Raw genomic sequence first — 13,747 nt, forward strand, 5'->3', positions numbered from 1 at the left:
TGCTATTTCGCCTTGATCCGGGCCACGGCTTGGGCCTGCATGGAATTTTCGGCCATCTGCATCAGCTCGATCCGGTGTCCGTCCGGATCTTCGATCCAGGTCTGCCAATTGCCGTCGGCACCCTGCACCTTTGGACGGATCAGCTCCACGCCCATCTGGGCGAGTTCCCGAACCGTTTGTTCGATGTCCGGCACCTGCAGGCAGAGATGGTTAAAGCCCACAGCTTCTCGCTCGCTGGCTTTTTCTCCTTCGCCCTCCGGAAAAACTTCAAGAAACTGGTCGTCGGTAATGCGCAGATAGACCAGCCAAAGCCGGTCATCCCGATCCAGCCGAAACATTTCAGCGAAGCCCAGTTTGTTGACGTAAAACTCCAGGGTGCGACGAATATCCTTTGCCCGAATGGCGACGTGGGTAATGGAAGAAACTGTGAGCATGTGGAAAAACTCTGTTGGCCGCGACCACGGCAAACCCGCCAGTCAGCGGTCTGTCGCAATGCGTTTGGGTTATGCAGGTCCTCGGCAGCGGCGTTGCGCTGAATGGCTGTTGTGCACAACAATCCAAATATGAACTTTGACAGTTCATAAACTTATGCTAGTTCAGACGTTATAATTGTCAACTCCAGATTGCGGACCAACATGGCGTCGATCGATCCGAACACAGCCAGCAAGCACACCATTCCGGTGATTGATCGCATGATGGAATTGCTCGAGGCGCTCGAGCAAAGAGAGGCCGGGATGACGATCAGCGATCTGATCGTCGTGCTGAACCAGCCTCGGACTTCTGTGTACCGAATTCTGAATACGCTTCAGTTGCACGACATGGTGCGCCGGGACGACAGCGGCGCCTATCACCTTGGGGCTCGATTGCTGACCCTGGCGTCTCATGTCGCCACGCGCGCAAGTGACTTCGACCTCGTCGCCGTAGCGCAGTCACATATTGATCAGCTCGCGGCAGAGCTTGGCGATGGTGTCAAACTCAGCGTCATCGACAATGAAGGCATTCTCGTCCTAGCCGCCGCGCAGGGGCGGCGCGAGTATGCCCTGACTGTAGCGCCGGGGCAGCGCATGCCTATCCACGCCGGCGCCGCAAGTAAGTTGTTGCTGGCCTATCTGGACGCCAAGGAGCAAGAATATTGGATCAACCGGCCCCTCAGCGCCTACACCGGCAAGACGATTACAGATCCCAAGCGATTGCGTACTGAGCTGGCCCGCATCCGTCGCCTGGGCTGGGCGCAGGACAAGGGGGAGAATGCCCCCTCCATCCATGCCTTTGCAGCCCCCGTAATTAATAAGGACGGCAAGGTGATCGCGGCCCTAAGCGTCCCTTTTCTTAGCGGAACCGAAGCGGCACGAATGGAAACCATTCGAATGGCGGCAATAACGACAGCTGCCGCAATCAGCACAGCGCTGCAAGCCTAGATCACGATACCGAGGAACCCACGTGAAAATCGTTGACTTGAAATGCGCCATCATTGGCAAGAGCCCAATCGTGCGCATCGTGACCGATGAAGGGATTTCGGGCTATGCTCAGGCCGAGACTTGGAAGCCCTATCTCAAGCCGCACATCCTGGCATTTCGCGATGCCCTGATCGGCGAAGATCCGACCTTGGTGGAGCGGGTCATGCTCAAGATCCGCCAGCGTGGCGGCTTCAAGCCTTGGGGAACGGCGGTCAGCGTGATCGAAATGGCCCTGTGGGACCTGGCTGGAAAGGCGGCGGGGTTGCCGGTGCACAAATTGCTCGGTGGCAAGGTTCGCGACAAGGTCCGGGTCTACAATGGATCGGTGCGCTTCCCATTTACCGGCTATCGCCCCGAAGATTATGCCGAAGACATGAAGAAGATGATGGCCCTGCCACAGGGCTTCACCATCTTCAAGCAACCCATAGGCTTCCACTCCGCAATGAAGCGCGAAGTGCCCGATTTCTACTATGGTGAACCTGGAGCCGGCGCGTTCCATGGGGCACTCGATCGCGGTCCAATTACCGAAAAGGGCCTGCACCATTTCGTCGATTGCGTCGCGGCGATGAAGGAAGTGACCGGTGATTCAGTGGGTCTGGCGCTCGATTGCGGCCCCGGCTGGATGCTTGGCGATGCGATCCGGCTGGCCCGCATGCTGGAGCCTTATAACCTGATGTGGATCGAGGATTTGCTCACCGGCGACTATACCCCCTGGGTCAATGCCGGCGTCTATCGCGAACTCACGCGGACCTCAACGACCCCGATCCATACCGGCGAGCAGATCTACCTGCGCCAGAATTTTAAGGAACTCATCGAGTCCCAGGCCGTACATGTCGTCGGCCCCGATCCGGCTGATGTGGGCGGTATTGCGGAACTGAAGTGGATCGCCGAATACGCCGATCTGCATGGCATTACCATGGCCCCTCACGGCACCGCCAATGGCGTCCTCGGCCTGGGTGCTCTGGTGCAGGTCTCTGCAACTTTGCCCAACAACTTCATCGCCTTCGAATACACGCATGGCGATCCCGACTGGTGGGACGACATCGTTGAGGGGCTACCGGCCGTCGAAAACGGCATGATTACCGTCCCTGACCGGCCAGGAATGGGTGTGGAAATCTTGCCAGAACGCGCCCAGCGCTATCTCGGCCCCGATGATCAAGACTTTTTCCGCTAACACCGTGCAGGACCTAGCAAGCCTGCCGTTCAACGCACCATTTAACAGAATAGGCCTAGGAGAGTTGCCATGAAAAAGGTTCGCTGGGGTATACTGTCGACCGCCAATATCGGCATGGAAAAAGTGACGCCTGCCATTATGGCCTCCCCGCATTCGGAGGTCGTGGCAATTGCCTCGCGCGATCTGGGTAAAGCGCAGGCAGCAGCCACCAAACTCGGCATTGCCAGGGCCTATGGCTCGTATGAAGAGTTGCTTGCCGACCCTGAGATCGACGCGATCTACAACCCTTTGCCCAATCATTTGCATGTGCCTATGACCGTTGCCGCTGCCAAGGCAGGCAAGCACGTGCTTTGCGAGAAGCCGATTGCTCTGTCCGCGGCGGAAGCGGAGAAACTGCGCGAATGCCCCTCGGACCGCATTGTCCTTGAAGCCTTCATGATCCGGTTCCACCCGCAGTGGCTGCGTGCGCGAGACCTTATTCGTTCCGGTGAATTGGGCGAAGTGCGGGCCATCAATGCGGTGTTCTCCTATTTCAACGACGATCCTGCCAATGTGCGCAACCAGTCCGATATTGGCGGTGGTGGCATCATGGATATCGGCTGCTATCCGGTCACGGCAGGACGGTTCCTCTTTGAATGTGAGCCCAAGCGTGTCGTGGCATTGGTTGAGCGCGATGTGAAGTTCGGCACGGACCGACTTGCCAGCGTATTGATGGATTTTGGGAATGGGCGACAGCTCAGCTTCATCTGCTCGACCCAGGCAACGCCCGAGCAAAGCGTTCAGGTGCTGGGGACTAAGGCGAAGGTGAGCCTGTCTATTCCCTTCAATGCCCCGGCCAATGAGCGCACCGCACTAAGCGTGGATATCGGCGCTCCTCTTGATGGCTCCCTGGCGGCACGGGAAATACTTCCGGCCTGCGATCAATATACTGAACAAGCTGAAGCCTTTGCGCTGGCCGTGCTGGGTGAGAAGTTCCTGCCCTGGGGCATCGAGGACGCAATTAGTTCTATGAAGGTCCTCGATGCAATTGTCGCTAGTGAAAAGACAGGGGGCTGGGTGACGGTTTAGTTTAGTAGCCGAATGTTCTGCGTCGGCGACGATGGATGAAACGTTTAGCCCAAAATCCGCGGGTGAGTTGCTGTGCCGAGACAGATCCATTGTCGCCAACTGTTGGACGATTGCCATGTCGTTGGCATTTGGAGGCGATTTGTGCGCTCACTCAGGCGGTCGCCGAGCTCGTCTGCTGGGCATGGAAGGGCACTCTCTCAAGCTCTCCAACAATGAGTGTGATCGCAGCGTCCGGCAAGAATTCAGCCCGAACACAAAACCATTAGGCAATTTCGGCTCTAGTTAGGTTGATTATGGCTTCCTGCGGAAGGCTCCGGGCCATGGGCGCCAGATCAAAGCTATCGTCGTCCCCATCCGGGCACAAATATTCCGCACTCCGTCAATCGCTCAGTTTCTTGGTCAATGCCATCGGAGGGATATCGCTCGAAGGTTCAGTGCGACGCGATTAAATAGCCACCGTTTTCGTCGGCGTGGGGCATGGAGGACAGTTCGGGCACCTTGTTTCTTTGCACGGTCGCAGTTGCTCAAAGGCGCCACCCGGATGGCCGCCCACTGAACGGCTGAATTTGATCATGTGACCGCCAGAACCAGACCGACCGCAAACCACCGAGTTCATGCCACCGATTGTGTTACGTACCTCAGCGCGCTACCTTTTGAGTGACTCACCGGGAGAGCGAGTTGGCATTGTGAGGAGGAAGCAATTCAAAGCGTAGAGATCAAGGGTGCCCATGAAGCCGTAGTGTCGGAGCGCCCAGACCCGCAGGCGGCAGGAGATGTCGTCAAGGTCCGGGTCCTGGTTGCGCCGATGTGCACGGAGTGGCAGTCCTGGCGAGAGGGCAAGCACTCCTGCGAACTCGGTCATGAGGCTGTCGGAGTTGTGGTCGATGCTGCTCAATCCAAGCGCCTCAAGAACGGTGATCGGGTTGTGGTAATGCCGCATGCCGGCTGTGGAACTTGCCCGGCATGTCTTGCGGGTGAGCACATTCACTGCACGGATCAACGCGACCTTTTGGCTGAGACCGGATCCTCCAGCGGGATCGGTTGCTACGCAGAATACCTGCTCAAGCCCGACTATCTGCTCCATCCCGTGCCTGACGACATCGAGACCGATCACGCTGCCATGGCGGTGTGCGCACTAGGGCCGAGTTTCACGGCGATGGAACGTATGCAGGTTACCCCATCCGACACGGTGCTCGTGTCGGGATGCGGCGCAGTGGGGCTCGGAGCCATCATCAATGCCCGCACCATCGGCGCTCGGGTGATTGCAGTGGAGCTCCATCCTTATCGCACCGACCTCGCCCGCGCTCTTGGTGCCGAACATGTTCTCGATCCGCGTGCGCCCGACCTCATCGAGCAGGTGAGGGCACTCACGGGGGGCTATGGTGCCGATGCCGCGATCGAAACCAGCAACAACCCGGCAGCCCCGCCGGTGGTCCTCGAGTTGTTGCGGGCGCGGGGACGGTTGGCATTCGTCACCTGGTCGGGCGAACTCCCCGTCAAGCGCATCACGGGCAAGGGCCTTGAGATCTTCGGTAGCTGGCACTGGAACCACGAACAATTCGGCGATCGCATGATGCAGCGAGTGCGGGATGCCCGCCCGCTGCTGGACAAGCTGACCACACACCGTTTTGCTCTTGCCGATGTTGCGGATGCCTTCGCCCTTCAGGCGACAGGCAGATGCGGTAAGGTGCTCCTTTATCCAGCAGGGGTGCCCGACCGGATGCCCGCGATGGGCACAGCCAAAGCGGAGCCAGCCCTATGACGTTCAGGATCGGTGGATATGGCATCGACTACACCGGTGACCCGGAGGCTTATGCGAGGGCGCATGTAGAGTTCGGCTACAACGCGGGCTACATGCCTAACATCAGCATCGAAAACCGTGACGAGATCGCTGCCATCGTTAAGGCGATGGCCGATGCGGACGTGGTGATCGCGGAGGGCGGGGCGTGGCGCAACCTCATCGCCCATGATGAGAAGGTGCGAAAGGCCAATCTGGACTATGCCGTTCATCAGCTTGCACTGGCTGATGAGATGGGTGCACGGGCCTGCGTTGCGTTCCACGGCACGGTCGGCCATGCGGGCGACCCCTGGCAGCTCAGCGACAATTACGACTATGGTCCCCATCCGGACAACCAGACGGAAGCCGGCTTCGAGCGAGCCGTCGAAACCGCCCGCTATGTAATTGATGCCGTCAAGCCGACACGAGCCAAGTTCTCGCTCGAAATGGTCCCGTGGCTCGTGACAGACACGCCTGAGAACTACCTCAAGCTCCTTAGGGCGATCGATCGGCCACAGTTCGGTGCCCATATCGATGCGGTGAACATGGTCATCACGCCGCGGCTCTATTTTAACACCGGACGAATGATCCGGGAGGCGTTCGAGCTGTTGGGACCCTGGGTGGTCTCGTGCCATGCCAAGGACATCGTCATGCAGGGCGGGCCAGGAACGATCTCGTTCCATTTCGATGAGGTGCCGCCCGGCGACGGCAATCTCGACTATGCCGCCTATATTACCAAAATCTCTCGGCTCGGGCGCGAGGTGCCGCTGATGCTGGAGCACTTCGACGTGCCGGCCTATCGGCGAGGGCTTGCCCACATCAAGTCGGTGGCGCAGGCGGAGGGGATTGCTTGAGGCGAGCCGAGCAAGGGAGGGGCGTGAAACTCATCCTCTGCGATACCATGTAAATCAACGCCCCAGATCTACATAGCGGGTTTCGAGATGGGCGCTTCTTGCTTGGAGATGGGAGGCGTAATCGGGGTACCGGGTCCCCATTTGGCGAGACACTCCGCAGTGGATTCGTCGGCAGTGATCTCGTCATTGACCGCATTGAAGATTTGGAACCCGAGACCGTCGTGGGCAACGCAAAGGTTCACGATCTGCCCGAGGTCCCGCGCGTCGATATAGCTCAAAGCGTTGCGCTTGCGTGATGACGGGTGCGCGATGAAGTCCGGGAATCGATCATATTCGTGCGGCTCGACGACATTGCCGATGCGCAGCGCATAGATGTCCGCGCCTGATCGCATCGCGAAGGCCCGGGCGGTCTTCTCGTTGACCACCTTGGAAAGCCCGTAGCTATCCATGGGGTCGACATCGCAATCCTCGTCCAGCGGGAAGTTATGGTAGTCCTTGTCCCCTTCGGCAAAGCAGACGCCGTAGGTCGTTTCACTGGAAGCGATGATGACTTTGCGGATGCCCAGCTTTACCGCCGCTTCGATGACATTGTAGGTGGAGACGACATTGGCTTGAAAAGTGACGTTGTCTGGCTGCAGCAGGATTCTGGGGACGGCAGCAAAGTGGACCACGTCGTCCACCCGGGCCGGACCGTAGCCGCTTTCCAGTCCCTCGAAATCGAAGTGCATGGACAGGGCGTTGAACACCTGGCCGCTGTCGCGCAGATCTACGTTCAGCGTGGTCACCCCGGGAAGCCTTTGCTAGTCATTGCGGGCAGTACATCCTAATCTCCTCTGCTTCGGTCTATAAGAAAACTGCACGCCAATATGGATCACCGAGGAAGCTCCGGCCATTAATCCCTATTGGCCCTGCAGCCAGGCCAAGATTGCCTGCGAAAAGTCGCTGGCGAATACGCAGGATCTGGAGTGGACCATCGTGCGCCCCAGCCATACGGTACGCACCGGGCTGCCCATCATGACAGGTGACAGCGACGTCATGGCTCGCCGCATACTCGATGGCGAGCCCGCCATTGTCGCCGGCGACGGCCACACTCCCTGGACGCTCACCCGTTCGGCTGATTTCGCAGTGCCTTTTGTCGGACTGTTCGGCAACACGGCCGCCTACCGCGACATTTTCCATATCACCAGTGACTGTGCTCATATCTGGGACGACATCCAGAATACCATCGCCAGCATGCTCAAGGTCGAAGCGAACATCGTCCATGTTCCGACCGATACGCTGATCCGATACAATCCCGAATGGACTGGTCCTCTGGTCGGAGACAAGGCTTGGACTGCCATCTTCGACAACTCCAAGATCAAGAGCGTGGTAGGAGATTTCAGTTGCGCGGAGCGGCTCGAGGACATCTTGGCTGAGCCAATAACTAACCTCAAACAGCGCCTTGCAGCACAACGTCCACCCAGAGCCGAGTTGGATGCGCTTGTAGATTGGATTTGCCGGGAGCAATCCAGTCTTGGATAGGTGCAGATCAGAACGCCCCAATCACCCTAAAGGCTGAGGCTAGGGAGTGTTACGTAGTGCGGGCAACCGGCCCGGCTTCTGCGGACGGCTTCCTGCGTGACCTCTCGAACTTCACAACGCCTGCTGGGAGCTGGGAAAGCGGCAGTCGCCTTCCCTGCTCGGCTCGGCCTAAATGCTCCACAGGCACATCGTACGGCCGCTGGCTGTAGGGGGATCCGCTGGGGCGCGAATAGCGAGCCGCGCTTTTTGTAAGGGTCGGGTGGCTTCAGCTGATCGGGCCCGTGCCCGAGTGCCCGGTATCCGCGGTGGCAGCAGAGTGGAGGCCCTTTGTACTCCTTATGAACAGAAATGCAGCAGGAGCCCGCCCTGACGACCCTCCCGGCTAGACCTCTGGTGCGCCTGCCAGGCTGAGTGGTGCGCCACCTTCTGGACGGGGCTACCGACCTGGTGTACAGGAGTGGGTACAGGCTTGTTGCCCTAGTGAGCTTTCTCAAGAGGTTAGTCGCACCCACAATCCTGGCTCCGAATTCTGGCGCCCCAGCCAACAATTTCCCTTGGCATCTTTCTACTCAGGCTACCCGCCCGGCCCTAGGAACGGGCCTGAACCGCATTTCCGTCCGGTGCCGTACGGTCTGACTGGACCGTTTCGAACCGACTTCGAGGTGCCCTGTGATCCTCATCATTGATGCGAGACACGGCAAATCAAATCTGCTAATGCCATTAGTAATTGGATTTATGATTGCTAATGACGGGCACCAAGACAACATCATCGGTAGCGCGCGCCATGCGCCGGCCTGATCGTCGCGTGCGACGCGTCACCATGACCGATATCGCGCGTGAGGCGGGCTGCTCCCAGGCGACGGTGTCGTTTGTCATCAACAACGCGCCAGGCATCCGCTTGTCCGATGAAACACGCCGCCGCGTCCTCGATGCTGCCCGGCGCCTGGGCTATAGCGTGCCGGCGGGCAAAGCCGAACCCAAGCAGCAGGCGGGAAAGCGCAACCGGCGGATTGGCTTTATTGTCGATCAGCTTGCGACCAGCCCGGAAGCGGTGCAGGCGATCGAAGGGTTGACGCAGGCGGCGCGGGCGCAAGGCGATTTGGTGTTTGTCGGCCAGAGCGACAATGACGCCGAGATCGAGTCCGCGCTGATCGATGCCTTTGTCGATCAGGGCGTTTCGGCGCTGGTCTATATGACCATCTTCACGCGTGAGGTGGACCTGCCGCTCGAGCTGAAAAGCCTCGATACCCCGGTCTATTTGCTCAATTGCTACGCTGCGGGCCTGGCCCGTCCGGCCGTTGTGCCCAGCGAGATTGCGGGGGGGCAAAGGGCCACGCATTATCTTGTCAGCAAGGGGCACCGGCGGGTCGCGACCATCACCGGCGAAATCTGGATGGAGGCGGCGCAGGACCGGCTCAAGGGCTATCGCCGCGCGCTGGCGACCGCCGATATCCCTTTCGATCAGGACCTGGTTTTCAACGGCGATTGGTCGGCCAGCGCCGGCTATGACGCCACGCGCAAGATCCTCGCTTTGCCCGAAAGGCCCACCGCCATCTTCTGCCAGAACGACCGCATGGCCATTGGCTGCTATGAGGCTTTAAAAGAAGCCGGCCTCGACATCCCCCGCGACATGTCGGTGATTGGCTATGACGACGAGGAAATTGCCCGCCACCTGCATCCGCGCCTGACCACAACGGTGCTGCCGCACCGCGCCATGGGGCAATGGGTGTTCGAACAGATGCTCGATGGCGTGGTCGAAGATCGCTATCCGTTGACCAAGCTGGAATGTCCACTGGTCGAGCGCGATTCCGTCGATAAGCCCCGTTAGGCCGCTAACCCTTTGGTTGCGCTATTGAATCGCGATCCACTAGTTCGCACTCGATCTTGAGCTTCTGCAGCCGCTCATCGGCGTCGATGCCATCGAAGCCGTCCAGCAACTGGCCCACGGCCCAGCGGGCCATTTCATCATGCGGCAGCACCATTGTGGACAGCGGCGGATCCATGTTTGCGGCAATGTCCTCATCGTCAAAACCGACAATCGACAGATCGCCGGGAACGGAAAGGCCCAGGCTGCGCGCCACTTCATAACATCCAATCGCCATACGATCATTGAAACAGAAAATGGCGGTCGGCGGGTTGGGTTGCGAGAGTAGCGCCAATGCGCGCTCGCGCCCGGCCCGTATGGTCCAGCCCCCCAGGGTGACCAGGCTTTCGTCCACCGGGACGCCCCATTTTTCCATGGCTTGTCGGAAGCCCTGCTCACGGTCGACGGCTGCCTCGACAATATGTTCGCCTGCCAGATGGGCAATGCGCCTGTGTCCGGCGCGGAGCAGGGCGTCCGTGGCGGTGAAGCCGCCGACAATGTCGCCGGGCACCACTGAGGGGTGCCGCACTTTCTTTTCATAGCAATTGAGCAGCACCAGTGGGAGCTGCGAAAATGCTTCGGGAACAGTGACTTGCCGCGTAATGAGGGTGCAGTAGATGGCGCCGATGGCGTTCTGGGCGACCAGCATGTCGAGCCCCGCCTGCTCAAGTGCCGGATCATTGCCGGTGCAGAAGGTGGCGATGGTGACGTCCTGCAGCGCAGCCTCGTCCCGGGCCCCCTCGATGAACGGAGCGGCAAAGGGCGTGGTCGAGACTTCATCGATGAAGAGGCCGATAACGCGCGTCCGTCCAGCGGGGACAGGATGGGTCTTGCCGCGGCGATAGCCCAGCTGCTCGGCTGCCTCCTGTACGCGACGGCGCGTGGCCTTGGATACCCGGGCATTGGGAACGCCATTGAGGACCAGCGAAACCGTGGCCTGGGAGACCCCGGCCAGTTCAGCCACCTCATGCATGGTCGCGCGCTTTTCCAACCGTCTCCCCAGTTTTTCTTTTCAGGCGAATTGGTTGGCAGACTGTTAGCACTGAGCGTCGCCTGAAGGTAGCTCACGTGCCAACTTGCCCATTTGTGCAGACCCTTCGCAACCCCCTTGCCAAACCCTTCGCTTCGGTCATATGGTGATAATAATATAACTAATACTGCTTAGGGTGGAGATTATGAATTTGGGTCGGGCAATGACTTCCGAGGCGATCAGCGCGTCGCGCAGCAGCCTGTCGCTGGATGGCGTCTGGCAGTTCCGGCATGAGGATGGGCCCTGGCGCCAGGCCCATGTCCCCCAGCCCTGGCAGGCTGAATTTTCCGATCTGGTCGATACCTTCGGCCACGCCGCCTACAAGCGCAGCTTCATCCTTCCGGCCGGCTGGGAAGATCGGGACCTGGCGCTGCATTTTGGCGCCGTCAGTTACGCCTGCGAGGTCTTCCTCAATGGCGAGAAGCTGGGCAGCCATGAAGGCGCCTTCCTGCCCTTCGAAGTCACAATCGACAACGCAAAGCTAAGGCCGACCAATGAAGTCGAGGTGCGGGTCACCATGCCTTCGGCCGACCAGTCCGCCTTTCCCGAATTTCCCTTTTCGGAAATCCCGCATGGCAAGATTTCCTGGTATGGCCGCATTGGCGGGCTGTGGCAGTCGGTCTCGCTGTTGGCGCGTGATGCGCGCCGCCTTGACCATGTGGTGATCGAGGCAGGCATGGATGGCGTTGTCCGGGCCGACCTGGCTTTCACTGCCGCGGCCAATGGCTTGCCGGTCAAACTGCAGGTTCGGGACGGCGAGGGAGCCGTTGTTGCGTCAACCGAGGTTTCGGCAGCCGAAGCCGTTGGTGTGACGCTCGAAGTTCCAGGCGCCAAGCTCTGGGATGTCGGTCAGCCCAATCTTTATACCCTTGCGGTGACCCTGGACGGCGGCGTCGATGCGGTCGAGGAAAGCTTTGGCTTTCGCACCGTCACCACGGCCAATGGTCAGATCCTGCTCAACGGCAAGCCCGTCTATATGCGCGGCGCGCTGGATCAGGACTATTACCCCGACGGCATCTACACGCCGCCTTCGCTGGAATTTCTTGAAGACCAGGCCAAAAAGGCCATCGAGCTCGGCCTTAACACGCTGCGCTGCCACATCAAGGTGCCGGACCCGCGCTATTACGATGTCGCCGACCGCTATGGTCTGCTGGTCTGGACCGAAGTCCCCAATGTCCAGAGCTTTACATCTGACTCGGCGCGCCGCATGCGCGAAACCATGATGGGCATCCTAAAGCGTGACCGCAACCATCCCTCGATCATCGCCTGGACGCTGATCAATGAGGATTGGGGCACGCGGCTGGTGGAAAATGCAGAACACCGGCAGTGGCTCAAGGACAGCTATGACTGGCTCAAGGCCGAGGACACGACGCGGCTCGTGGTCGACAATTCGGCCTGCTTCCCGAACTTTCACGTCAAGACCGACCTCAACGACTATCATTACTATCGCTCGGTCCCCGAACGCCGGCAGGAATGGGACGACATCACTGCCCAGTTCGCCGCCGGCGCCGACTGGACCTTCTCGCCATTGGGCGATGCCGAACGCCGTGGCGATGAACCGCTGATCGTGTCCGAATTCGGCGTCTGGGGTCTGCCTGATCCAAGCAAGCTGCGCAAAGAGGATGGCTCGGAGCCGGACTGGTTCGAAACCGGTTCGCTCTGGGGCGACGGCGTGGCGCTGCCCCATGGCATCGAGCAGCGTTTCGGCGCGCTGGATATGGCCCGCACCTTCGGCAGTTTCGAAGGGTTCATCGAGCAGGTGCAGTGGTACCAGTTCATGAACCTGCGCTACCAGATCGAGGAAATGCGCCGCTATCCCACGATCATGGGCTACGTCATCACCGAGCTGACGGATGTGCATTGGGAAGCCAACGGCCTTCTCGATATCGAGCGCAATCCGCGCGTCTTCCACGATGTATTTGCCACTATCAACGCCGATATCGTCATCGTGCCGCGTCCGGCGCGCTACTCGGCCTGGGCGGGCGAGGCGCTGCCAGTCGAACTCAGGATCGCCACCGGCGGCGGGTCGATCCCGGCCGGGGCCAAATTAAGCTGGACCGGCGATGTCACCGGATCGCTCGATGTGCCCGCGACCGGTCCGGTATCGGTTGCAGATCTGGGAACCACAAGCCTCTCAATGCCGGCGGTTTCCGACAATACCACGCTGCGCCTTGACTTCATTCTCGAAGCCAACGGTGTGGTACTGGCGCGCAATAGCTGTGAGATCGCGCTTTACTCCCAGCGCAAGACGGCAGGGCTTTCCTCCATAGCAACTGCCGATCCCGATCTCGCAGTTTACGCCAGCGGCCTTGGTTATCCGGTCGTTCCGGCAGCCGAGGCCGACATTATCCTCTGCCATGCAGTCAATGGTGCCGATGTCGAGACCATCAAGGCTGGCGCGCGATATGTGATCCTTGCCGATGGCAGCGTCGAGACCAACAGGAACCTGCGCACTGACATGCCTGATGGGGAGTTGCCGCATCGCTCCATCGTGGCCGATGGCAAGCAGTTCCGTCCGAGCCTGGATCAGCATCTGCCCGGTATCAGCCTGGTCGAACGCGATGGCACCATCTGGCGCGGCGACTGGATTGCCGGTTTCTCCTGGGTACGGCGCGAAGGCCATTTTGCTGCCATTCCGGGCGGCCCGCTGTTCGATCTCAGCTTTTCCGATGTGGTGCCGCACCATCTGCTCACCGGGTTCCGGCCCTGGGAGTTCGGCAGCAATGTCATCGCGGGCATGGTCTGCGGCTGGGTTCACAAGCCGGCGGCGATCGTCGGTCAGAAGCGCGTGGGACGCGGCGGCGTTGTCGCCACCACCTTCCGACTGACCCGCGAGGTGCCCGGTGCCGATCCGGTTGCTGCGGCCTTGTTCGATGCCCTGGTGGCAACGGCCGCTGACCTGCCAGTGGACGAGGGGAATATCTAGCCGAAACGCTCACTTCTCCCTGACGGGAAGGTGAATGAGCTACCGACGATTTGGGTGAGACGCGAAAACGCGCCGC

Annotated in this window: 9 protein-coding genes and 2 pseudogenes; 8 read left to right on the forward strand and 3 right to left on the reverse strand. The window is 59.9% G+C overall.

Annotation, left to right across the window (positions count from 1 at the left end):
* Positions 1-2: 2 nt before the first annotated feature.
* Positions 3-434, reverse strand: coding sequence for a VOC family protein (locus tag GO014_RS00190; protein ID WP_157288648.1), 432 nt, complete (start codon positions 432-434; stop codon positions 3-5).
* Between the two features lie 201 nt (positions 435-635).
* Between GO014_RS00190 and GO014_RS00195 the strand changes: the two genes are divergently transcribed.
* From GO014_RS00195 to GO014_RS00215, 5 genes are all read left to right on the forward strand, one after another.
* The gene (locus GO014_RS00195) at positions 636-1,418 is read left to right on the forward strand and encodes an IclR family transcriptional regulator (protein WP_157288649.1); all 783 of its coding nucleotides are present in this window, start codon (positions 636-638) and stop codon (positions 1,416-1,418) included.
* A 22-nt stretch (positions 1,419-1,440) separates the two neighbouring features.
* Positions 1,441-2,631, forward strand: a complete 1,191-nt coding sequence (locus GO014_RS00200; RefSeq protein ID WP_343030681.1) for a mandelate racemase/muconate lactonizing enzyme family protein — start codon at positions 1,441-1,443, stop codon at positions 2,629-2,631.
* Positions 2,632-2,700: 69 nt separating this feature from the next.
* Positions 2,701-3,699 carry a Gfo/Idh/MocA family protein gene (locus GO014_RS00205; RefSeq protein WP_157288650.1) on the forward strand — a complete coding sequence of 333 codons (999 nt, stop codon included), beginning with the start codon at positions 2,701-2,703 and terminating at the stop codon, positions 3,697-3,699.
* A gap of 739 nt (positions 3,700-4,438) precedes the next feature.
* Positions 4,439-5,461 carry a zinc-dependent alcohol dehydrogenase gene (locus GO014_RS00210; protein ID WP_343030684.1) on the forward strand — a complete coding sequence of 341 codons (1,023 nt, stop codon included), beginning with the start codon at positions 4,439-4,441 and terminating at the stop codon, positions 5,459-5,461.
* The gene (locus GO014_RS00215; protein ID WP_157288651.1) at positions 5,458-6,330 is read left to right on the forward strand and encodes a sugar phosphate isomerase/epimerase family protein; all 873 of its coding nucleotides are present in this window, start codon (positions 5,458-5,460) and stop codon (positions 6,328-6,330) included. The genes GO014_RS00210 and GO014_RS00215 overlap by 4 nt, the downstream gene beginning before the upstream one ends.
* A 68-nt stretch (positions 6,331-6,398) precedes the next feature.
* Here the strand turns inward: GO014_RS00215 and GO014_RS00220 are convergent.
* Positions 6,399-7,121: pseudogene (locus GO014_RS00220) on the reverse strand (NAD-dependent epimerase/dehydratase family protein); the annotation flags it as partial.
* On the opposite strand from GO014_RS00220, the pseudogene GO014_RS00225 reads away from it, so the two are divergent.
* Positions 7,121-7,851: pseudogene (locus GO014_RS00225) on the forward strand (NAD-dependent epimerase/dehydratase family protein); the annotation flags it as partial. The pseudogenes GO014_RS00220 and GO014_RS00225 sit on opposite strands and share 1 nt — an antisense overlap.
* A gap of 745 nt (positions 7,852-8,596) precedes the next feature.
* Positions 8,597-9,679, forward strand: coding sequence for a LacI family DNA-binding transcriptional regulator (locus GO014_RS00230; protein ID WP_425482046.1), 1,083 nt, complete (start codon positions 8,597-8,599; stop codon positions 9,677-9,679).
* A gap of 4 nt (positions 9,680-9,683) precedes the next feature.
* Here GO014_RS00230 and GO014_RS00235 read toward each other — a convergent pair whose 3' ends face one another.
* The gene (locus tag GO014_RS00235) at positions 9,684-10,706 is read right to left on the reverse strand and encodes a LacI family DNA-binding transcriptional regulator (protein WP_157288652.1); all 1,023 of its coding nucleotides are present in this window, start codon (positions 10,704-10,706) and stop codon (positions 9,684-9,686) included.
* A 184-nt stretch (positions 10,707-10,890) separates the two neighbouring features.
* Here GO014_RS00235 and GO014_RS00240 point away from each other — a divergent pair, with 184 nt between their 5' ends.
* The gene (locus tag GO014_RS00240; protein ID WP_157288653.1) at positions 10,891-13,671 is read left to right on the forward strand and encodes a glycoside hydrolase family 2 protein; all 2,781 of its coding nucleotides are present in this window, start codon (positions 10,891-10,893) and stop codon (positions 13,669-13,671) included.
* The last annotated feature ends 76 nt before the right edge of the window (positions 13,672-13,747 follow it).

The organism is Devosia marina (assembly GCF_009758415.1).
GTDB classification, from domain to species: domain Bacteria; phylum Pseudomonadota; class Alphaproteobacteria; order Rhizobiales; family Devosiaceae; genus Devosia; species Devosia marina.

Coding starts and splice junctions, on each gene's coding strand:
- GO014_RS00215 (WP_157288651.1), top strand. CDS start 5,458: ATGACGTTCAGGATCGGTGGATATGGCATCGACTACACCGGTGACCCG.
- GO014_RS00205 (WP_157288650.1), top strand. CDS start 2,701: ATGAAAAAGGTTCGCTGGGGTATACTGTCGACCGCCAATATCGGCATG.
- GO014_RS00195 (WP_157288649.1), top strand. CDS start 636: ATGGCGTCGATCGATCCGAACACAGCCAGCAAGCACACCATTCCGGTG.
- GO014_RS00190 (WP_157288648.1), bottom strand. CDS start 434: ATGCTCACAGTTTCTTCCATTACCCACGTCGCCATTCGGGCAAAGGAT.
- GO014_RS00240 (WP_157288653.1), top strand. CDS start 10,891: ATGAATTTGGGTCGGGCAATGACTTCCGAGGCGATCAGCGCGTCGCGC.
- GO014_RS00230 (WP_425482046.1), top strand. CDS start 8,597: ATGACGGGCACCAAGACAACATCATCGGTAGCGCGCGCCATGCGCCGG.